Source organism: Pseudomonas sp. 1, from assembly GCF_056626735.1.
The window spans coordinates 131,528-151,436 of sequence record NZ_JBWXMQ010000003.1 but is presented as its reverse complement, the minus strand read 5'-3'; the positions used below and the strand labels follow the sequence as shown (position 1 = coordinate 151,436).

Here is a 19,909-nt window from a genome sequence, read left to right as displayed (position 1 = left end):
CATGTCAAAATTTTTCATCGACCGTCCGATTTTCGCCTGGGTAATTGCCCTGGTGATCATGCTGGTCGGGGCACTTTCGATCCTGAAGCTGCCGATCAACCAGTACCCGAGCATTGCGCCACCGGCCATTGCGATCTCCGTGACCTACCCGGGTGCTTCGGCACAGACGGTTCAGGACACCGTGGTCCAGGTGATCGAGCAGCAACTCAACGGTATCGACAACCTGCGTTATGTGTCCTCGGAAAGTAACTCCGACGGCAGCATGACCATCACCGCGACCTTCGAGCAAGGCACCAACTCCGACACCGCGCAGGTCCAGGTCCAGAACAAGCTGAACCTGGCCACCCCGCTGCTGCCGCAGGAAGTGCAGCAACAGGGTATCCGCGTGACCAAGGCAGTGAAGAACTTCCTGCTGGTGATCGGTGTGGTGTCGCGTGACGGCAGCATGACCAAGGACGACCTGTCCAACTACATCGTGTCGAACATGCAGGATCCGATCTCGCGGACCGCCGGTGTCGGTGACTTCCAGGTCTTCGGTGCCCAGTACGCGATGCGCATCTGGCTCGACCCGGCCAAGCTGAACAACTTCAACCTGACCCCGGTCGACGTGAAAACCGCGATTGCGGCGCAGAACGTCCAGGTTTCGTCCGGTCAGCTCGGTGGCTTGCCTGCCGTGCAGGGCCAGCAGCTGAACGCCACGATCATCGGCAAGACCCGTCTGCAGACCGCCGAGCAGTTCAAAGAGATTCTGCTCAAGGTCAACAAGGACGGCTCGCAGGTTCGCCTCAAAGACGTCGCCGACGTAGGCCTGGGTGGCGAGAACTATGCGATCAGCGCCCAGTTCAACGGCAGCCCGGCTTCCGGTCTGGCGGTGAAACTGGCCAACGGCGCCAACGCCCTCGACACTGCAAAAGCACTGCGCAACACCATCGACAGCCTCAAGCCGTTCTTCCCGCAAGGCATGGAAGTCGTGTTCCCGTACGACACCACCCCGGTGGTGACCGAGTCGATCAAGGGCGTGGTTGAAACCCTGGTCGAAGCGATCGTGCTGGTGTTCCTGGTGATGTTCCTGTTCCTGCAGAACTTCCGCGCGACCGTCATCACCACGATGACCGTGCCGGTGGTATTGCTCGGTACATTCGGCATCCTCGCGGCCGCCGGTTTCAGCATCAACACCCTGACCATGTTCGGCATGGTGCTGGCCATCGGTCTGCTGGTGGACGATGCCATCGTCGTGGTGGAAAACGTCGAGCGGGTCATGGCCGAGGAAGGGCTGTCACCCAAGGAAGCGACCAAAAAGTCCATGGGCCAGATCCAGGGCGCCCTGGTCGGTATTGCCCTGGTACTGTCGGCGGTTCTGCTGCCGATGGCGTTCTTCGGTGGTTCCACCGGCGTGATCTACAAACAGTTCTCGATCACCATCGTCTCGGCCATGGCGCTGTCGGTACTGGTTGCGCTGATTTTCACCCCGGCGCTGTGCGCCACCATGCTCAAGGCGATTCCGCACGGCGAACATGGCACCCCGAAAAAAGGTTTCTTCGGCTGGTTCAATCGCAACTTCGACCGCAGCGTCAAAAGCTACGAGCGCGGTGTCGGTAACATTCTGCGTCAGAAAGTGCCGTACCTGCTGGCCTACGCGCTGATTCTGATCGGCATGATCTGGCTGTTCATGCGTATTCCATCGTCCTTCCTGCCGGAAGAAGACCAGGGCGTACTGTTCGCCCAGGTGCAGACCCCGGCCGGTTCCAGTGCCCAGCGCACTCAGGTGGTCGTGGATGAAATGCGTGAGTTCCTGCTGCGTCCGACCAAGGATGGCGGTGAAGGCGACGCCGTAGCGTCGGTGTTCACCGTGACCGGCTTCAACTTCGCCGGCCGTGGCCAGAGCTCGGGCATGGCGTTCATCATGCTCAAGCCGTGGCACGAGCGGAACGCCGACAACAGCGTGTTCAAACTCGCCGCCCGCGCCCAGCAGCACTTCTTCACCTTCCGCGATGCAATGGTGTTCGCCTTTGCCCCGCCGGCCGTACTGGAGTTGGGTAACGCCACCGGTTTCGACGTGTTCCTGCAGGACCGTGCCGGTATCGGTCACGAGCAACTGATGGCCGCGCGTAACCAGTTCCTGGGCATGGCCGCGCAAAGCAAAGTGCTGTCGCAGGTGCGTCCGAACGGTCTGAACGACGAACCACAGTTCCAGTTGGAAATCGACGACGAGAAGGCCAGTGCTCTGGGCATCACCATCTCCGACATCAACAACACCCTGTCGATTGCGCTGGGCAGTAGCTACGTCAACGACTTCATCGACCGTGGTCGGGTGAAGAAGGTGTACGTACAGGGCCAGCCGGACTCGCGCATGAGCCCGGAAGACCTCAAGAAATGGTATGTGCGTAACGCCAGCGGCACCATGGTTCCGTTCTCCGCATTCGCCAAGGGGGAGTGGATCTACGGTTCGCCGAAGCTGTCGCGTTACAACGGTGTGGAAGCGGTCGAGATTCTCGGTGCCCCGGCGCCTGGCTATTCCACCGGTGAAGCCATGGCCGAGGTCGAGGCGATTGCTGCCAAACTGCCGAAGGGTGTCGGTATTTCCTGGACCGGTCTGTCCTATGAAGAGCGTCTGGCAGGTTCGCAGGCGCCGGCACTGTTCGCGCTGTCGCTATTGATGGTGTTCCTGTGTCTGGCGGCTCTCTACGAGAGCTGGTCGATTCCTATCGCCGTCGTGCTCGTCGTACCGCTGGGGATCATCGGGGCATTGCTGGCGACCAGTCTGCGCGGTCTGTCCAACGACGTGTACTTCCTGGTGGGTCTGTTGACGACCATTGGTCTGGCGGCGAAAAACGCCATTCTGATCGTCGAATTCGCCAAGGAACTGCACGAACAGGGCAGCAGTCTGCGCGATGCCGCCATCGAGGCTTGCCGCATGCGTCTGCGTCCGATCATCATGACGTCCCTGGCGTTCATCCTCGGCGTGGTGCCTCTGGCAATTTCCACCGGGGCAGGTTCGGGCAGCCAGCACGCAATCGGCACCGTGGTGATTGGCGGTATGATCACTGCCACCGTTCTGGCGATCTTCTGGGTCCCACTGTTCTTCGTCACTGTGTCGTCCATGGGTCAGCGCAAAAACGCCGACAAGGATGACACCATCGAAACTCCTAAAGAGGCTGGCCAATGAGCAAGTCGCTACTCTCCATCGCAGTCGCCGCGTTCGTGCTGAGCGGTTGCTCGCTGATACCGGATTATCAGCAGCCTGAAGCACCGGTGGCTGCGCAATTCCCGCAGGGCCCGGCGTACTCGCCGGCCGAGGCACCGGCGCAGGCCGCTGCCGAACAGGGCTGGAAGCAGTTTTTCCATGACCCTGCCCTGCAGCAGCTGATCCAGGTCGCCCTGGAAAACAACCGCGACCTGCGTGTCGCGGCGCTGAACATCGACGCCTACGCGGCTCAATACCGCATCCAGCGTGCCGATCTGTTCCCGGCCGTGTCGGCCAATGCCAGCGGCAGCCGTCAGCGGGTTCCGGCCCGTGCGTCGCAGACCGGTGATTCGACGATCACCAGTTCCTACTCCGCTACCGTCGGCATCAGCGCCTACGAACTCGACCTGTTTGGTCGGGTTCGCAGCCTGAGTGAACAAGCGCTGCAACAATACTTCGCCACCGAAGAAGCGCGCCGCAGCACCCAGATCAGTCTGGTGGCCAGCGTGGCCAATGCCTACCTGACCTGGCAGGCCGACAAGGAACTGCTCAAGCTGACTCAGGACACCCTCGGTGCCTTCGAGGAAAGCTACAAGCTGACCAGCCGCAGCAATGAAGTCGGTGTGGCTTCGGCGCTGGACCTGGCACAGTCGCGCACTTCGGTCGAGAACGCCCGGGCTCAACTGGCGCGTTATACCCGCCAGGTCGCCCAGGACGAAAACAGCCTCACTCTGCTGCTCGGCACCGGTGTGCCGGCCAACCTGCAAGCGGCCAAACCGCTGTCGGATGACCTGCTGGCCGACGTGCCGGCCGGCCTGCCGTCGGATCTGCTGCAACGTCGTCCGGACATCCTTCAGGCCGAATACAACCTGAAGGCGGCCAACGCCAACATCGGCGCGGCCCGCGCAGCGTTCTTCCCGAGCATCAGCCTGACCGCCAACGCGGGCAGCCTGAGCCCGGACCTGTCCGGCCTGTTCAAGGGCGGTTCGGGTACGTGGCTGTTCCAGCCGCAGATCAACCTGCCGATCTTCAACGCCGGCAGCCTGCGCGCCAGCCTCGACTACGCCAAGATCCAGAAGGACATTGGCGTGGCGAACTACGAGAAGTCCATTCAAACGGCCTTCCAGGAAGTCGCCGATGGCCTGGCCGCGCGCCAGACCTACACCGAGCAGTTGCAGGCCCAGCGTGATTTCGTCGCTGCCAACCAGGATTACTACCGCCTGGCCGAGCGTCGCTATCGCATTGGCGTCGACAGCAACCTGACCTTCCTCGATGCCCAGCGTCAGCTGTTCAGTGCCCAACAAGCCCTGATCACCGACCGCCTCGCGCAGCTGACCAGTGCGGTCAACCTGTACAAGGCACTGGGCGGTGGCTGGAATGCGCAGACCGCGCAGAACGAGCCGCTGAAAGAAGAAGCGCCGAAGATGAAGTTGTTCTGACTCAAAAAAAGCCCACTAAACAGTGGGCTTTTTATTGCAGCGACAAAACTTCAATAATCATTTTTCCTCTACTTTAAACTCTTCGACTACCACCTTTTGCTCCTCTGGTACTCCACTCTCTTTAATTCGGAACGACAAAGAACCTTCAATCAAGTTAGCTGTTAATGAAGATGAAAATTTTTTCAATTCAATTTCACCTGTACCACGAACGCCGAAGAGTCCCTCCAGCGTTCCCACTCCCCAGGTTGCGGATACCGTCGACTCACTTTCTTTTATTTCGATGGGATACGTTCCAGTAGTTAATTTACTACTGCACTTCAGTTGCAAAACTGGTGCTTCTTCACCATCGTTTCCAAAATAAGCGAGCAAAGCAAATTTTTCCCCTTTAGGGAAAAACCTAAAAGAAGTGGTATGAAGTGTTACCACCTGACCACCTATATGATGTTGCACCGTCATTGAACCAACAGGCTGCTTTGAACTATTCATATCATTCGTCCCATAAAAAATTGAATTTCATATTTACCTTGCACAATAACGTTAGGGAAAATCCGCAATCAGAACAACTGTCATATCTGACAGGTCCAGCAACAATTAAAGATGGTTGGATTTAATATTTAGATCGAAATATTCTAAATGTCAGTCATCTATCTTGCGTTCGATAATCGCCCAAAACCCGCTTTTGCCAATTGAACCCTCCAGTTAATTCCCCGCACCATTTGCCCTACAAAACCAATAACAACAGGTTCGACACCATGCTCCCGCGCCCTGCTCCATCCGGCTGATCGCCGCCGCTCGCCCCCTGATTCCATTGAATTCCTGCGCCTCAGAAACGGCCGCAGCGTCCCCGTTCGCCCAAAAAAACAAGAGAGACCCGAGAACATGACAACGTCCCCTGCGCCCTACGCACTTCCCGGCCTGATCGCCCTCGCCCTGGCCGGCGTCGCGCTGCCCGCCGCGGCTGAAGAAGCCGGTTTCATCGAAGGGGCCAAGGTCAACCTGAACCTGCGCAACTTCTACATCAACCGTAACTTCACCAACCCGACCAAGGCTCAGGGCAAGGCTGAAGAGTGGACGCAGAACTTCATCCTCGACGCCAAGTCCGGCTTCACCCAGGGCACCGTCGGGTTCGGCATGGATGTGCTGGGGTTGTATTCGGTGAAGCTCGATGGCGGCAAAGGCACGGGCGGCACGCAACTGTTGCCGCTCGATCGTGACGGGCGCCCCGCGGACAACTTCGGCCGCACCAACGTCGCGTTCAAGGCAAAGCTGTCGCAGACCGAAGTGAAGGTCGGCGAGTGGATGCCGGTGCTGCCGATCCTGCGTTCGGACGACGGTCGCTCCCTGCCGCAGACCTTTCGCGGCGGCCAGGTCACCTCGAAGGAAATCGACGGCTTGACCCTTTACGGCGGTCAGTTCCGCGCCAACAGCCCCCGTGACGACAGCAGCATGAGCGACATGTCGATGACCGGCAAAGCCGCTTTCACCTCGGATCGCTTCAATTTCCAGGGCGGCGAATACGTGTTCAACGACAAGCGCACCCAGATCGGCCTGTGGAACGCCGAGCTCAAGGACATCTACAGCCAGCAATACGTCAACCTGATTCACAGCCAGCCGGTCGGCGACTGGACCCTGGGCGCCAACCTCGGTTTCTTCTACGGCAAGGACGACGGCAGTGCCCGTGCCGGCGACCTCGACAACAAGACCTGGTCGGGCATGTTCTCGGCGCGATACGGCGGCAACACCTTCTACGTCGGCCTGCAAAAGCTCACCGGCGACAGCGCCTGGATGCGCGTCAACGGCACCAGCGGCGGCACTCTGGCCAACGACAGCTACAACGCAAGCTACGACAACGCGCAGGAACGTTCCTGGCAACTGCGCCACGATTACAACTTCGCCGCCCTCGGCGTGCCCGGCCTGACCCTGATGAACCGCTACATCAGCGGCGACAACGTGCACACCGGCACCATCACTGACGGCAAGGAATGGGGCCGCGAATCGGAACTGGGCTACACCGTACAAAGCGGCGCGCTCAAGAACCTGAACGTCAGATGGCGCAACTCGACCATGCGTCGTGACTTCAGCAACAACGAGTTCGACGAAAACCGTCTGATCGTCAGCTATCCGATCAGCCTGCTCTAGGCCGCCTGTCCGAATGGCTGGCGTTGCACCAGCCATCATCTAGAGTGGAAAAACCTGAAGGACTCAGGTGCTCCACCCTCTTCGCTTCCGTTATCTGTTGATGTAGGTCCTCAAGACTTGGCCAGGTTGTCATCGGAAGACCCTGCTGATCACCGGAGGACCACCTCATGATCACCCGACTCAAACCGGCTCCCGCCGACAAGGACTGGGATGCCAAGGCGTACCAGCAGTTTTCCCGTCTCAGGCAACAACCGGTCGATGAATTGCTCGGTCGTGTCGACCTGGACAATCCTCAACGCATTTATGACCTCGGTTGCGGCACCGGGATTGCCACGAAGGTTCTGGCAGATCGCTGGCCGCTGGCAAACCTCAAAGGCATCGACAGTTCGCAGGACATGCTTCAGGTCGCCCGTTGCCTGCCGATCAAGGCGCGCTGGCAACACGCCGACCTGCAACGCTGGAAACCCCGCAAGCCGGCCGACCTGTTGTTCGCCGCAGCCGTGCTGCACTTCATCGATGACCATCGAACGCTGTTGCCGGGATTGCTCCGCCACCTCAACCCTGGCGGTTGTCTGGCCGCGCACATGCCGGACTGGCGCGATGCGCTGTGGTACCGGCTGATGCTCGACACCCTCGACGATGCCGGCCCCGGTGGCAAACCGTTGGGCAGCCCACAACTGCGCGAGCGCATGGCGGCCCGGCCGTTATTGTCGCTGGAGGATTACTACCGTTTGCTTGCGCCACTGACCCGGTCGCTGGATATCTGGGAAACCGAGCAGTTGCAGGTGGTCGACGGCAAGTCGCCGGTATATGACTGGGTGAAGGTGTCGGCGCTGCGACCGGTGATGCTGGGGCTGACGTCAGAGGAACAGGCGCGCTTCATTTATCACTACCTGATGCGGGTGCATGCGCATTATCCGCAGGAGGAAAACGGCCATACGTTGTTTGCGTTCAAGCGGATTTTCATTGTCGCCAAGGTGTGAGGTTCGAAGGATCGCAGTCTTCAACTGGCTGCGATCCTTTGAATTCAACGATTACTCGCGTGATTCGGTGCCCAGCTCATCCCAAACCGACTCGGCCAGATGAAACGTCGCATTCGCCGCCGGAATCCCGCAGTAAATCGCGCTCTGCATGATCACTTCCTTGATCTCGCCGCGACTCACGCCATTATTGGCCGCCGCGCGCAAGTGCAACTTGAGTTCACCTTCACGGTTCATGCCGATCAGCATCGCGATGGTGATCAGGCTGCGGGTGTGACGCGGCAGGCCCGGGCGAGTCCAGATATCGCCCCAGGCGTGACGGGTGATCATCTCCTGGAATTCCGAGTTGAACTCGGTCAGCGTGGTCAGGCTGCGATCGACATGAGCGTCGCCGAGCACCGCGCGGCGCACTTGCATGCCGTCGTCGTAACGTTGTTTCTCGTCCACGGGAATCCCCTCAATCGGCCAGCAAAAAGGTCAGCACACGGTCGCTGAACGCGTCGCCGGCCTGAACGTTGGAAAGGTGCGCCGCATAAAACTCGGCGTACTCGGCACCGCGCACGTGCTCCTGAATGAAATGCCCGCCGGACGGTGGCGTCACTGCATCTTCGGTACCGGCGATCACCAGCAGCGGCGTCGTGATCGACGACAACTGCTCACGGAAATCCGCATCGCGCACCGCCGCGCAGTTGGCGGCATAACCTTCAGGATGGGTCGCGGCCAGCATGTCGGTGATCTGCTTGGCCGCCGCCGGATGGGCGGCGGAAAAATCCGGAGTAAACCAGCGGGCAATCGACGCATCACGCAGCGCGACCATCGCCGCCGGGCCGTCGCGCAGCACGGTTTCGATGCGCGGATTCCACACCGACGGGTCGCCGATTTTCGCCGCAGTGTTGCACACGATCAGTTTGTTCAGACGTTGGCCGGCGTTGATCCCCAGCCACTGGCCGATCAGGCCGCCCATCGACAGACCGCAGAAATGCGCGCGTTCGATATGCAGCGCATCCAGCAGCGCCAGCACGTCGCGGCCCAGTTGCTCGATGCTGTAAGGGCCCGGAGTCACCAGCGACTGGCCGTGCCCGCGCGTATCAAAACGCAGCACGCGAAAATGTTCGGTGAAGGCCGGCATCTGCACGTCCCACATGTGCAGGTCGGTGCCCAGCGAGTTCGACAGCACCAGCACCGGCGCATCGACCGGGCCTTCCAATGTGTAATGCAGTTCGCCATCGGCGAGTTGAACGAAAGCCACAGCCCTCTCCTTTCAATCAGACAATGCGTTGTGTTCGGCCACTGCCCGCTCGACCCAGACCTGCGCCTGACCAAGGTAGTGGGCGGGATCGAGCAGATGATCCAGTTCGGTAGCACTCAGTTCGGCGGTTACCTGCGGTTCGTCACCGAGTACCGCCCGCAGTTGCCGCTGTTCGGCCACCGCCCGTTTGCAGCATTGCTCGAGCAGATGATGCGCGGTATCGCGGCCGACCCGTTGCGCGAGCACAATGCTCACCGCTTCGGCCAGCACCAGGCCTTGGGTCAGTTCCAGATTACGGGCCATGCGCGCGGCATCGACTTCCAGACCGTCGGCCAGCAGCCGGGCCTGTTTCAGCGCGCCGGACACCAGGCAGCAGATTTCCGGCAGGGTTTCCCATTCGGCGTGCCACAGGCCAAGGCTGCGTTCGTGCTCCTGAGGCATGGCGCTGAACAGCGTCGACACCAGCCCCGGCACCCGCGTCGCCGCGCCGATCAACACCGCCGCGCCCACCGGATTGCGTTTGTGCGGCATGGTCGAGGAACCGCCCTTGCCCGGCGCCGAGGGTTCGAACACTTCCGCCGCTTCGGTCTGCATCAACAGGCTGATGTCGCGGCCGAATTTGCCGAGGCTGCCGGCGATCAGCCCAAGCACAGCGCCAAATTCGACGATGCGATCACGCTGGGTATGCCAAGGCTGTTCCGGCAAAGTCAGTTGCAGTTCTTCGGCCAGCGCCCGGGCAATCGGCAACGCCTGCTCGCCGAGCGCAGCGAGGGTGCCGGACGCGCCGCCAAATTGCAGCACCAGCAGCCGTGGCTTGAGTTCGCGCAGACGCTGCCGGCTGCGGGTCACGGCGCCGAGCCAGCCGGCGATCTTCATGCCGAGCGTCACCGGCGTCGCATGTTGCAGCCAGGTGCGCCCGGCCAGCGGTATCGCGGCGTGGCGCTGCGCCTGAATGGCGAGGGAGTCGGCCAGCTGCGCCAGTTCCCCTTCAATCAACTCCAGCGCCTGACGCAATTGCAGCACCAGCCCGGAATCCATCACATCCTGGCTGGTAGCGCCCAGATGCACGTAGCGCTCGGCTTCGGCATCGGTCGCGGCGATCTGTTTGCCCAACGCCTTGACCAGCGGAATCGCCGAATTGCCGGCCGTGGCAATCGCCTCGCCCAGCGCTGCGAAATCAAACAACCCGGCGCGGCAGGCGTTTTCGATCGACGCCACAGCACCCGCCGGAACCAACCCGACCCGCGCTTCGGCCCGGGCCAGCGCCGCTTCAACGTCGAGCATCGCCTGCACCCGGCCCTGATCACAGAACACGTCGCGCATATCGCGGGCAGTAAAGTAGGCATCGAACAATTGATTGCCCGGTCGCTGAGTCATAAACAGTCCTTGCCGGCGCGGGCCGATGTGGCCCGCGCGCATCGGTTTTAAAGGTCGTGGTGCAAATACTTCGCTTCTTTGGGCAGGCGCAGGCTGAACAGGAACGCCACGGCCATCATGATCGTGACATACCAGTAGAACGCGTTTTCCATCCCTCCAGCCTTGAGGCTCAGGGCGACGTATTCTGCCGAACCGCCGAAGATCGCGTTGGCCACCGCATACGCCAGGCCGACGCCGAGGGCGCGGACTTCCGGCGGGAACATTTCGGCTTTCACCAGGCCGCTGATCGAGGTGTAGAAACTGACGATCGCCAGCGCCAGAGTGATCAACACGAAGGCCAGGAACGGGCTGCCGACACTTTTCAGACTGAGCAGGATCGGCACCGTGAACAGCGTACCGAGGCCGCCGAACCAGAGCATCGAGTTACGTCGGCCGATCTTGTCGGCGAGCATGCCGAACAGCGGCTGCATGCACATGTACAGGAACAGCGCGCCGGTCATGATGTAACTGGCCGTCTTGGCGTGCATGCCGGCGGTGTTCACCAGGTACTTCTGCATATACGTGGTGAAGGTGTAGAAAATCAGCGAGCCGCCGGCGGTGTAACCGAGCACGGTGATGAACGCGGCCTTGTGGTCGCGCAACAGCGCACTGATGCTGCCGGCGTCCTTGTGCTCACGCGTTTCCTTGTTGGTGGTTTCTTTCAGCGTGCGTCGCAGGAACAACGAAATAAGCGCCGCCACCGCCCCGACCACGAACGGAATCCGCCAGCCGTAGGCACGCAATTCCTCTTCGGACAGGAACTGTTGCAGGATCACCACCAGCAGCACCGCCAGCAGTTGCCCGCCGATCAGGGTCACGTACTGGAACGAGGCGAAGAACCCGCGCTGGCCCTTGAGCGCGACTTCGCTCATGTAGGTCGCAGTGGTGCCGTACTCACCGCCCACCGACAGGCCTTGCAGCAGACGCGCGAACAGCAGCAGCAACGGCGCCCAGACGCCGATGTCCTTGTAAGTTGGCAGACAGGCGATCAGCAACGAGCCGAAGCACATCATCAGGATCGAGATCAGCATCGAGTTCTTGCGCCCGTGCTTGTCGGCCACCCGACCGAATATCCAGCCGCCGATCGGTCGCATCAGGAACCCGGCGGCGAATACGCCTGCCGTGTTTACCAGTTGCACCGTGGGGTTGTCGGAGGGGAAGAACGCCGGGGCGAAATAGATCGCGCAGAAGGCGTAGACGTAGAAGTCGAACCATTCGACGAGGTTGCCGGACGACGCGCCGACAATGGCAAAGATGCGCTTGCTGCGCTCTTCACCGGTGTAATGGGAGGTGAGGGTTGTCATTGTTTTTCACTCGATAGGGACAGTGAGAGTCTAGACACACTTCGCAACAGTCCCGTTCCACATTGGATCACCAACACGGACCTCAGATCGTTCCCACGCTCTGCGTGGGAATGCATACCGTGACGCTCCGCGTCACAGTGGACGCAGAGCGTCCATGGCGGCATTCCCACGCGGAGCGTGGGAACGATCACTACTCTGCGCGGGAACGATCGGTGTTCTTTCAATAATCGAAGAACACGGTTTCCGCATCAGTGCCCTGCAGGATCACATTCCACTGATAAACACCCGCTGCATCCGGCTTCGCCAGCAACGTGGCGCGGCGCTCGGCCGGTACGCATTCGAGCAGCGGGTCATTGACGTTCGCCGGATCGCCTTCGAAATAAATCCGCGTCAGCAAGTGCTTCACCAGACCGCGCGCGAACACCAGCACCACCAGGTGCGGCGCCTGGGTCGTGCCCTTCAGGCCTTCGACCGTGCCCGGCTTGATCGTGGTGAAACGAAAGCGCCCTTCGGCATCCACCGGCACCCGGCCGAAGCCTTCGAAATTCGGGTCGAGCGGTTTGGCCTGCTCGTCTTCCGGGTGATCGTATTTGCCGGCGGCGTTGGCCTGCCAGACTTCGAGCATGGCGTCGTTGACGACATCGCCGTTGCCATCCACCACTTGCCCGCTGATCGCCACGCGCTGGCCGAGGGTCAGTTCATTGGCGAGGTGCTCACGGTTCAGCCAGGTCAGGCCGATGTGGTAATACGGCCCGACGGTGTGGGACGTGGTCGCAGTCAGGGTCATCTCATTTCTCCATCGGCGTGGCTTCGCGGCCGCGCAGCACGATGTCCCAGCGATAAGCGAGGGCGTAGGACGGAATGGTTTTTTCCAGATCGAAAGCGGCGATCAGGCGTTCCTTGGCCGAGGTGTCCGGCACGCAGTTGTAGATCGGGTCGTACGCCAGCAGCGGATCGCCCGGGAAATACATCTGCGTGACCAGGCGCGTCAGAATGCTCGGCCCGAACAGCGAAAAATGTACGTGCGCCGGGCGCCAGGCGTTGTGGTGATTGCCCCATGGATAAGCGCCGGGCTTGATGGTCTGGAACTGATACCAGCCGTCCGCATCCGTCACGGTGCGGCCGGTGCCGGTGAAGTTCGGGTCCAGCGGTGCGTCGTGCAGGTCGCGGGCGTGGTTGTAGCGACCGGCGGCGTTGGCCTGCCAGATCTCCACCAGAATTCCCGGTACCGGCAGACCGTCTTCGTCGAGCACACGCCCGTGAATGATGATCCGCTCGCCCAATGGCTCACCTGGATGCTGGGCGGTCAGATCGTTGTCAGTGTCGGCCACACGCTCGGCACCGATGGTCGGGCCGGTGATTTCCGACAGCGAATGCGGCAGAAACACCAACGGCTTGGACGGCGAGCGCAGATTGGTGGATTGATAGGTCGGGTGCAGGTACGGCGGCTGGGTGCCTTCCTGCGGGCGGCGGTAACCAGGCTTGTCAGTCATTTCGCTTTCCTCTGTTCTTTTTCGTCACGGCTTGCGTCAGACGCGCTCGATGGCCAGGGCCAGACCCTGGCCGACACCGACGCACATGGTCGCCAGACCTTTCTTGCCACCGGTCTTTTCCAGCTGATGCAGCGCGGTCAGCACCAGACGCGCGCCGCTCATGCCCAACGGATGACCCAAGGCAATCGCGCCGCCGTTCGGGTTGACCTGGGCCGCGTCGTCCGCCAGCCCCAGTTCGCGCAGCACCGCCAGACCCTGGCTGGCAAAAGCTTCGTTGAGTTCGATCACATCGAAGTCGCTGACCGCCACGCCGAGACGCTCGGTGAGCTTGCGCACCGCCGGCACCGGGCCGATGCCCATCACCCGTGGAGCGACCCCGGCGCTGGCCATGCCCAGCACTTTGGCGCGAGCGGTCAGGCCGTGTTTTTTCACCGCCTCGGCCGAGGCCAGAATCAGCGCGGCGGCACCGTCATTCACGCCCGAAGCGTTGCCGGCGGTGACAGTCTTGTCCGGGCCGTTGACCGGTTTGAGTTTGCTCAACGCTTCAAGCGTGGTGTCGGCGCGAGGGTGTTCGTCCTGGCTGACCACGGTTTCGCCCTTCTTGTGGGCGATGCGCACTTCGACGATTTCCTCGGCGAAGTAGCCGGCAGCCTGGGCAGCGGCAGTACGTTGCTGGCTGCGCAGCGCGAAAGCGTCCTGGTCCTCGCGGGAAATTTCGTAATCGTCGGCGACGTTGTCGGCGGTCTGCGGCATCGCATCGACGCCGTACTGCGCCTTCATCAACGGGTTGATGAAACGCCAGCCGATGGTGGTGTCTTCCAGTTTCATGTTGCGCGAAAACGCCGCGTCGGCCTTGCCCATAACGAACGGTGCGCGGGACATCGACTCGACGCCGCCAGCAATCGCCAGCTCCATTTCGCCACTGGCGATGGCGCGGAATGCGGTGCCAATGGCGTCCATGCCGGACGCGCAAAGACGGTTGAGGGTGACGCCCGGAACGCTTTCCGGCAGACCGGCCAGCAGCAGCGCCATGCGCGCGACGTTGCGGTTGTCTTCGCCGGCCTGGTTGGCGCAGCCGAGGAATACTTCGTCGATGGCGCTCCAGTCCACCGACGGATTGCGCTCCATCAGGGCCTTGATCGGCACGGCGGCCAGGTCGTCAGCGCGAACCGCCGCCAGACCGCCACCGAAACGACCGATGGGCGTACGAATCGCATCGCAGATATAAACGTCACGCATCATGCTTCTCCCGGTGCCTGGCCGTGGGCCGCTGCGGTACGGGCTTCGAGATCGCGCAGGGCGGCCAGCTCGACTTCGGTCGGTTCAGTAGTGGTGGCCACACTGTCGGCAAAACGAATGGCCCAACCGGTGGCGGCGACCACTTGCTCACGGGTCACGCCCGGGTGCAGCGCGGTGACTACGAACTCGTTGGTGCCCTCTTCCGGCTCCATGATGCACAGGTCGGTGATGATCCCGACCGGGCCGGCGCCCGGCAGCCCCAGACGTTTGCGCGAATCGCCGCCCTCGCCATGGCCGACCGAGGTGATGAAATCGAGCTTGTCGACAAACGAACGCGCCGACTGCTTGAGGATGATCAACACGCTTTTGGCGGAGCCGGCAATTTCCGGCGCGCCACCGGCACCCGGCAAACGGACCTTCGGCTGGTGATAGTCGCCGACCACGGTGGTGTTGATGTTGCCGAAACGGTCGACCTGCGCTGCGCCGAGAAAACCGACGTCGATGCGCCCGCCCTGCAGCCAGTAGCGAAAAATCTCTCCGGTGGGCACGACGGTGTCAGCAGTTTCCGCCAGTTCGCCGTCACCGATCGACAGTGGCAATACGCTGGGTTTGGCGCCGATCGGGCCCGACTCATAGATCAGCACCACGTCCGGCGACGAGGTCAGGCGCGCCAGGTTGGCGGCTTTCGACGGCAGGCCGATGCCGACGAAGCACACCGAGCCGTTCTTCAGGCGACGGGCCGCGGCGACGGTCATCATTTCATTGGTGGTGTAAGTCATTACTTGGCCTCCGAAGCAGCGGCCAACTTGGCCTGGAACTCGCTGAAATCAGCGCAGCCATGGATGTATTCGTTGATCCACGCAGTAAACGTCTCACGGTCGCGGGCGATCGGGTCCCACGCCTGATAGAAACGGTTGTCACGCTCGGTGTAACCGTGGGCGTAGGACGGATGCGCGCCACCGGGTACATGACAGACCGCGCTCAAGGCCCAGGTCGGCAGCACGCAGGCGTTCATCGGCGCGTTGAGGTTGTCGACGATTTCTTCGACGGTGACGATGCAACGCTTGGCGGCCAGTGCGGCTTCTTTCTGCACACCGAGAATGCCCCACAGCAGCACGTTGCCCTGACGGTCGGCCTTCTGGGCGTGGATCACGGTCACGTCCGGACGCACCGACGGCACCGCCGCCAGCACTTCGCCGGTGAACGGGCAAGTCACGGATTTGATCAGCGGGTTGACCTTCGGCAGGTCGGAACCGGCGTAGGCCCGCAGCACTGCGAACGGTAGGCCGGAGGCGCCAGCGACGTAGGCGTTGGCCAGGTCGGCGTGGCTGTGCTCTTCGATTTCCAGCGCATGCGGCCATTGTTTCTCGACCGCGTCGCGCAGACGGTGCAGCGAACCTACGCCAGGGTTGCCGCCCCAGGAGAAGATCAGCTTGCGTGCACAGCCGGCGCCGATCAGTTGGTCGTAGATCAGGTCAGGCGTCATCCGCACCAGGGTCAGATCTTTCTTGCCCTGACGAATGATTTCATGACCCGCCGCCGTAGGGATCAGGTGAGTGAAGCCTTCGAGCGCGACGGTGTCGCCGTCGTTGACGAATTGCTTCACCGCGTCGTGCAGCGAAAGGATCTCAGCCATGGAGCGGGCTCCCGTTTTTGTAATGAATCGCCAGTGAATAAAAAGGCGCGAGGTTCTGCGCCGGAGTCACTGAAGATTAAGCCGCTGATTTTCGCCAAACAATCCGATAATCGACTGAGTGTTCGTTTATCGAACAGATTGTTATCAACCTATCTTTCCGTCACTGATCGTTCCCACGCTCTGGGTGGGAATGCAGCCCGGGACGCTCCGCGTTCCTTCGGGAGCCCAATGTGGAACAACCGCTGAGGCCGGTTCGACGTGGGAACGATCCTGCAATAAAACTCAAGTCGCGTCCGCGTGACTGACCAGGCCCTTGATCACGACCGCTGCCGTAGCCAGGCCCGCCGGAATCACCAGCGCTGTCAGCACTTGCTCGAAATTCCAGCCCAGGCCCAACAGGGTGGCGCCCATCCACGCCCCGAGAATCGCGCCGAAGCGGCCGATCCCGAGCATCCACGAGACACCGGTCGCGCGGCCCTGAGTCGGATAAAACCGCGCCGCCAGTGAGGGCATCGCCGATTGCGCGCCGTTGACGCACATGCCCGCCACCAGTACCAGCGTCGCCAGCAACGTGATGTTGCCCAGACTCTGCCCCACGGCGTAGGCAAACACCCCGGCCAGCAGGTAGAAAATGCCGATCACCTTGTGCGGATTGAACCGGTCCATCGCCCAGCCTACGCCGACCGCGCTCAACACCCCGCCGAACTGGAACAGCGCGCCGATAAACGCCGCCTGCTCCATGCTCGCGCCGCTGTCACGCATCAAGGTCGGCAGCCAGCTGGTCAACAGATAAACGATCACCAGACCCATGAAGTAGGTCAGCCACAGCAGCAACGTACCGACGCTGTAAGTGCCGGAGAAAATCACCGCGAACACGTTGCGTGCTTTGACGGTTTTCTGTTCCGGCACACTGAAACTCGCGGCCTGAGCGACGGTGGCAGGATCAATGGGTGCGAGAGTCTTGCGTACCTTGTCGGTGCCACGATTACGCACCACCAGATAACGCGCCGATTCCGGCAACCAGAGCAGCAACACCACAGCGAGGATCAGAGGCAGAATCCCACCGATCAGCAATAGACTGTGCCAGCCAAATGCCGGGATCAGCTTGGCCGAAATAAATCCGCCGCCGGCCATGCCGAGGTTGAAGCCGCAGAACATGCTGGTCACCAGCAACGACTTCTTGCGCTCCGGGGTGTATTCCGACAGCAGCGTGGTAGCGTTCGGCATGCCGGCCCCCAGCCCCAGACCGGTGAGGAAGCGCAGCACCAGCAACTGATCGACGTTGGTCGCGTAGGCCGAGGCCAGGCTGAAACCACCGAACAGAAAAACCGCGCCGACCAGTACGACTTTTCGCCCGAAGCGGTCAGCCAGCGGACCGGAGCCCAGCGCACCGAAGACCATGCCGATCAGCGCGGCGCTCATCACCGGGCCGAGGCTGGCGCGGTCGATGCCCCAGTCCTGGGAAAGCGCCGGAGCAATAAAACCCATGGCCGCGGTGTCGAGGCCATCGAGGAACACAATCAGGAAACACAGGATCACGACGCGCCACTGATAGCGCGAGATCGGTTGGGCATTGATGAAGGACTGCACATCGAGGCAGTGACCTACAGCGGACTGAGGCTGGTTCATTATTTTTATTCCACGCAAAAAACGCAGTCGAACGGCGGCCGGCCAGAGAGCGGCACGGTCACAACTATATAAGGAAGAAATCGGGCGTTGCGCTAATACCGGCAACAGGAACAGGAGCGGCGACAGTCGGGGAACGTGCGCATGGGAAGTTGCCTCTTGTCATTATTATGGGAGTCGACAATCCGGCGAGCTCATTCACATTCGCGCCGGATGACGCTGCCGCGACATTAATGATCCGAGGGTTTTAGCGTCAATTCGATAAACGCAACTCTGTGCGTTTATCGAACAGGTTCATCAGGCGAACAACTGCGCACTGAGGTCACGACTGGCGCTCAACAGGCCGGGCAGAAAGCGCTGCTCAAGTTCGGTGCGGCTGACGCGACCGGCATGGGTGCTGACATTGAGCGCGGCCACCACCTGGCCGGAAGCATCGTAGACCGGCACGGCAATCGAACGCAGGCCTTGCTCCAGTTCCTGATCGACGATGCACCAGCCCTGCTGCCGGACTTCCTGCAAACATTCGAGCAAGGCGTCGGGGGTGTGAATCGTGCGGCTGGTCTTGGCCACTAGTTCGGCGTGGTCGAGGTATTCGCGCAGCGAGGTGTCGTCCAGCGCTGCCAGCAGAATCCGTCCCATGGACGTGCAATACGCCGGCAAACGCCCGCCCACCGAGAGGTCAACCGAAATCAGACGCTGAGTGGTTGCCGAACGGGCGATGTAGAGGATGTCGTCGCCCTCCAGTGTGGCCATGTTGCAGGCTTCGTGCAGTTGCTCGCTCATGCGGTCGAGGTACGGCTGGGCCGAGACCGCCAGCGGTGTCGAGGACAGATAGGCGTGTCCGAGGGTCAGCACTTTGGGCAGAAGTGAATAAGTGCGCCCGTCGGTGGTGGCGTAGCCGAGTTTGATCAGTGTGTGCAGGCAACGGCGCACGGCGGCGCGGGGAATTTCCGTGCGGTGGCTGATCTGGGCGATGGTCAGGTGGCGCTTGCGCTCCTGAAACGCCTGCACCACCGCCAGGCCACGGGCCAGTGAGGTCATGAAATCCGGATCGCCGGTCAGGGCCTGGATACGCTTGGCCGGCGAAGCGACGATCGGCGGCGCTACCGAGGTGAAGGAATTGCGCATTTGATCGTTCATGTGGTTCCTTTTTTTCTTGTTCGGATCAACGGCTATACAAGCGGCTCGCCGGCAGATACACAAGCGACAGACCGCCAACATCGGGCGATTATCGAACCGTCGACCGATAATCGCAATCGCCCTGACCTCCTCCGGCGCGCTGCTCCGAGCAGTTTTGAACCTGGAACGCCTGCATAGTTAACGAGCCTTAGTTGTCCGACTAAATGGCGCCAGAAATCAAACACTGCGCAACAAAGATGCAACTATTGCCGGAAGTTGCACGTCACAAAACAATCACACATGCGCAAACGTTTTTAACTTGGCAAAGATAGTCAATCCCGAATCGGCCGCTATAATGCACCTCAGTGACACCGCGCTTTTTATTTGCCGACGGTGCCACCCGCTGGCGCGATGTCCATCGCCGCCAGCCCCGGCCAGCGCCTGATGCTCATTGCTCATGCACCGCCAGCGCGCTCGCTGAAACAGGAAACTGATGCTGCGTCAGTTTTAATCTGGTGCCGTAGCCGCCTGCAACATGGAAGTCCCGGCCGTCTTCCCGATAACACCGCTGCCTGTCCAGGCAAGCGTTGGTCGACGAACCGGTTAAATGCTTCATGCAGTGCGTTCACCGGATATTTATCTCAACTCATACAGGTAGCACTGTGACGAAAGACGAACTGCGCGCGGAACTTGAGCGCCAGGAACAACGTTACAAGGAAGTTTACGGCGGGGAAGTCACCACCTACGCCGCCCAGCCCGAACCGGAACGCAAAGCCTGGCGTAAACGCCCTACCGTTCAGGATCAGGTCTTCCAGCAAGAACTGAAAAAAATGGAAGAGGAACTCAAAGCCGAAGAGCCTTGAAACCGTTCTTTGCATCTTTCGAGGGTAAGCGTACTCACCGGGTTACAAGCACGGTGGACTGACGATGCCTTACGCGCCCGCTACCCGCGGGCAGCGGCCAATTCCCCCTGTATTGCGCAGGTCTGGAGTATGTCAGACGCGTTTCTGAGATATTTCATACAAGTTTCAGCCTCCTCCCGACAACCGGCCAATTCGTCTACGCCTCGCATTTTTATCAATTGA

Annotated in this window: 18 protein-coding genes; 5 read left to right on the top strand and 13 right to left on the bottom strand. The window is 61.0% G+C overall.

Translation table 11 applies throughout. The annotated features are described in order from the left end of the window. The first annotated feature begins 1 nt into the window (after position 1). On the top strand, positions 2-3,166 hold the full coding sequence (emhB, locus tag AC1MDC_RS06185) for an efflux RND transporter permease subunit EmhB (RefSeq protein ID WP_480392674.1): 3,165 nt from the start codon (positions 2-4) through the stop codon (positions 3,164-3,166). Continuing rightward, a complete protein-coding gene (gene emhC, locus AC1MDC_RS06180; RefSeq protein ID WP_085702660.1) occupies positions 3,163-4,623 on the top strand; it encodes an efflux RND transporter outer membrane subunit EmhC in 1,461 nt (486 codons plus the stop codon). Before emhB ends, emhC begins: the two co-directional genes overlap by 4 nt. Positions 4,624-4,680: 57 nt before the next feature. Here the strand turns inward: emhC and AC1MDC_RS06175 are convergent, their stop codons facing one another. Beyond that, complete coding sequence (locus AC1MDC_RS06175; protein ID WP_139832571.1) at positions 4,681-5,109, bottom strand: hypothetical protein; 429 nt, start codon at positions 5,107-5,109, stop codon at positions 4,681-4,683. 393 nt (positions 5,110-5,502) lie between these two features. Here AC1MDC_RS06175 and AC1MDC_RS06170 point away from each other — a divergent pair, with 393 nt between their 5' ends. Beyond that, positions 5,503-6,762, top strand: a complete 1,260-nt coding sequence (locus AC1MDC_RS06170; protein ID WP_480392673.1) for an OprD family porin — start codon at positions 5,503-5,505, stop codon at positions 6,760-6,762. Positions 6,763-6,929: 167 nt separating this feature from the next. Next, on the top strand, positions 6,930-7,745 hold the full coding sequence (locus AC1MDC_RS06165) for a methyltransferase domain-containing protein (protein ID WP_480392672.1): 816 nt from the start codon (positions 6,930-6,932) through the stop codon (positions 7,743-7,745). A gap of 51 nt (positions 7,746-7,796) precedes the next feature. Here AC1MDC_RS06165 and pcaC read toward each other — a convergent pair whose 3' ends face one another. The 12 genes from pcaC to AC1MDC_RS06105 all read right to left on the bottom strand — a co-directional run bounded on the left by pcaC (position 7,797) and on the right by AC1MDC_RS06105 (position 19,440). Beyond that, positions 7,797-8,189, bottom strand: a complete 393-nt coding sequence (pcaC, locus tag AC1MDC_RS06160) for a 4-carboxymuconolactone decarboxylase (RefSeq protein ID WP_011332825.1) — start codon at positions 8,187-8,189, stop codon at positions 7,797-7,799. A gap of 10 nt (positions 8,190-8,199) precedes the next feature. Next, positions 8,200-8,991: a 3-oxoadipate enol-lactonase gene (pcaD, locus tag AC1MDC_RS06155; protein WP_085697455.1), complete on the bottom strand. Its 792-nt coding sequence runs from the start codon at positions 8,989-8,991 to the stop codon at positions 8,200-8,202. A gap of 12 nt (positions 8,992-9,003) precedes the next feature. After that, positions 9,004-10,368, bottom strand: a complete 1,365-nt coding sequence (locus AC1MDC_RS06150) for a 3-carboxy-cis,cis-muconate cycloisomerase (protein WP_480392671.1) — start codon at positions 10,366-10,368, stop codon at positions 9,004-9,006. Positions 10,369-10,415: 47 nt separating this feature from the next. Further along, the gene (locus AC1MDC_RS06145) at positions 10,416-11,711 is read right to left on the bottom strand and encodes an MFS family transporter (protein WP_085697454.1); all 1,296 of its coding nucleotides are present in this window, start codon (positions 11,709-11,711) and stop codon (positions 10,416-10,418) included. A gap of 220 nt (positions 11,712-11,931) precedes the next feature. Next, the gene (gene pcaG / locus AC1MDC_RS06140; RefSeq protein ID WP_085697453.1) at positions 11,932-12,498 is read right to left on the bottom strand and encodes a protocatechuate 3,4-dioxygenase subunit alpha; all 567 of its coding nucleotides are present in this window, start codon (positions 12,496-12,498) and stop codon (positions 11,932-11,934) included. A 1-nt stretch (position 12,499) separates the two neighbouring features. Next, positions 12,500-13,204 (bottom strand): protocatechuate 3,4-dioxygenase subunit beta, encoded by a 705-nt coding sequence (gene pcaH / locus AC1MDC_RS06135; RefSeq protein WP_227234670.1) that lies wholly within the window; start codon positions 13,202-13,204, stop codon positions 12,500-12,502. A 36-nt stretch (positions 13,205-13,240) separates the two neighbouring features. Continuing rightward, positions 13,241-14,446 carry a 3-oxoadipyl-CoA thiolase gene (pcaF, locus tag AC1MDC_RS06130; protein WP_480392670.1) on the bottom strand — a complete coding sequence of 402 codons (1,206 nt, stop codon included), beginning with the start codon at positions 14,444-14,446 and terminating at the stop codon, positions 13,241-13,243. Then, a complete protein-coding gene (locus tag AC1MDC_RS06125) occupies positions 14,443-15,222 on the bottom strand; it encodes a CoA-transferase subunit beta (protein WP_480392669.1) in 780 nt (259 codons plus the stop codon). The genes pcaF and AC1MDC_RS06125 overlap by 4 nt, the downstream gene beginning before the upstream one ends. Continuing rightward, positions 15,222-16,079, bottom strand: a complete 858-nt coding sequence (locus tag AC1MDC_RS06120; RefSeq protein ID WP_003222404.1) for a CoA transferase subunit A — start codon at positions 16,077-16,079, stop codon at positions 15,222-15,224. The genes AC1MDC_RS06125 and AC1MDC_RS06120 overlap by 1 nt, the downstream gene beginning before the upstream one ends. Positions 16,080-16,361: 282 nt before the next feature. Next, on the bottom strand, positions 16,362-17,708 hold the full coding sequence (gene pcaK, locus AC1MDC_RS06115) for a 4-hydroxybenzoate transporter PcaK (protein ID WP_085697449.1): 1,347 nt from the start codon (positions 17,706-17,708) through the stop codon (positions 16,362-16,364). 294 nt (positions 17,709-18,002) lie between these two features. Beyond that, on the bottom strand, positions 18,003-18,845 hold the full coding sequence (gene pcaR, locus AC1MDC_RS06110; RefSeq protein WP_007917109.1) for a pca regulon transcriptional regulator PcaR: 843 nt from the start codon (positions 18,843-18,845) through the stop codon (positions 18,003-18,005). A 427-nt stretch (positions 18,846-19,272) separates the two neighbouring features. Then, positions 19,273-19,440: a hypothetical protein gene (locus AC1MDC_RS06105; protein ID WP_170929711.1), complete on the bottom strand. Its 168-nt coding sequence runs from the start codon at positions 19,438-19,440 to the stop codon at positions 19,273-19,275. Positions 19,441-19,486: 46 nt separating this feature from the next. On the opposite strand from AC1MDC_RS06105, the gene AC1MDC_RS06100 reads away from it, so the two are divergent. Further along, positions 19,487-19,687, top strand: a complete 201-nt coding sequence (locus AC1MDC_RS06100) for a hypothetical protein (RefSeq protein ID WP_007957826.1) — start codon at positions 19,487-19,489, stop codon at positions 19,685-19,687. Positions 19,688-19,909 lie beyond the last annotated feature (222 nt).

What these genes read in the sequence shown, in the direction of transcription:
- emhB (WP_480392674.1), top strand. Translation starts at nt 2, where the DNA reads ATGTCAAAATTTTTCATCGACCGTCCGATTTTCGCCTGGGTAATTGCC.
- emhC (WP_085702660.1), top strand. Translation starts at nt 3,163, where the DNA reads ATGAGCAAGTCGCTACTCTCCATCGCAGTCGCCGCGTTCGTGCTGAGC.
- AC1MDC_RS06175 (WP_139832571.1), bottom strand. Translation starts at nt 5,109, where the DNA reads ATGAATAGTTCAAAGCAGCCTGTTGGTTCAATGACGGTGCAACATCAT.
- AC1MDC_RS06170 (WP_480392673.1), top strand. Translation starts at nt 5,503, where the DNA reads ATGACAACGTCCCCTGCGCCCTACGCACTTCCCGGCCTGATCGCCCTC.
- AC1MDC_RS06165 (WP_480392672.1), top strand. Translation starts at nt 6,930, where the DNA reads ATGATCACCCGACTCAAACCGGCTCCCGCCGACAAGGACTGGGATGCC.
- AC1MDC_RS06150 (WP_480392671.1), bottom strand. Translation starts at nt 10,368, where the DNA reads ATGACTCAGCGACCGGGCAATCAATTGTTCGATGCCTACTTTACTGCC.
- AC1MDC_RS06145 (WP_085697454.1), bottom strand. Translation starts at nt 11,711, where the DNA reads ATGACAACCCTCACCTCCCATTACACCGGTGAAGAGCGCAGCAAGCGC.
- pcaG (WP_085697453.1), bottom strand. Translation starts at nt 12,498, where the DNA reads ATGACCCTGACTGCGACCACGTCCCACACCGTCGGGCCGTATTACCAC.
- pcaH (WP_227234670.1), bottom strand. Translation starts at nt 13,204, where the DNA reads ATGACTGACAAGCCTGGTTACCGCCGCCCGCAGGAAGGCACCCAGCCG.
- pcaF (WP_480392670.1), bottom strand. Translation starts at nt 14,446, where the DNA reads ATGATGCGTGACGTTTATATCTGCGATGCGATTCGTACGCCCATCGGT.
- AC1MDC_RS06125 (WP_480392669.1), bottom strand. Translation starts at nt 15,222, where the DNA reads ATGACTTACACCACCAATGAAATGATGACCGTCGCCGCGGCCCGTCGC.
- AC1MDC_RS06120 (WP_003222404.1), bottom strand. Translation starts at nt 16,079, where the DNA reads ATGGCTGAGATCCTTTCGCTGCACGACGCGGTGAAGCAATTCGTCAAC.
- pcaK (WP_085697449.1), bottom strand. Translation starts at nt 17,708, where the DNA reads ATGAACCAGCCTCAGTCCGCTGTAGGTCACTGCCTCGATGTGCAGTCC.
- pcaR (WP_007917109.1), bottom strand. Translation starts at nt 18,845, where the DNA reads ATGAACGATCAAATGCGCAATTCCTTCACCTCGGTAGCGCCGCCGATC.
- AC1MDC_RS06105 (WP_170929711.1), bottom strand. Translation starts at nt 19,440, where the DNA reads ATGAAGCATTTAACCGGTTCGTCGACCAACGCTTGCCTGGACAGGCAG.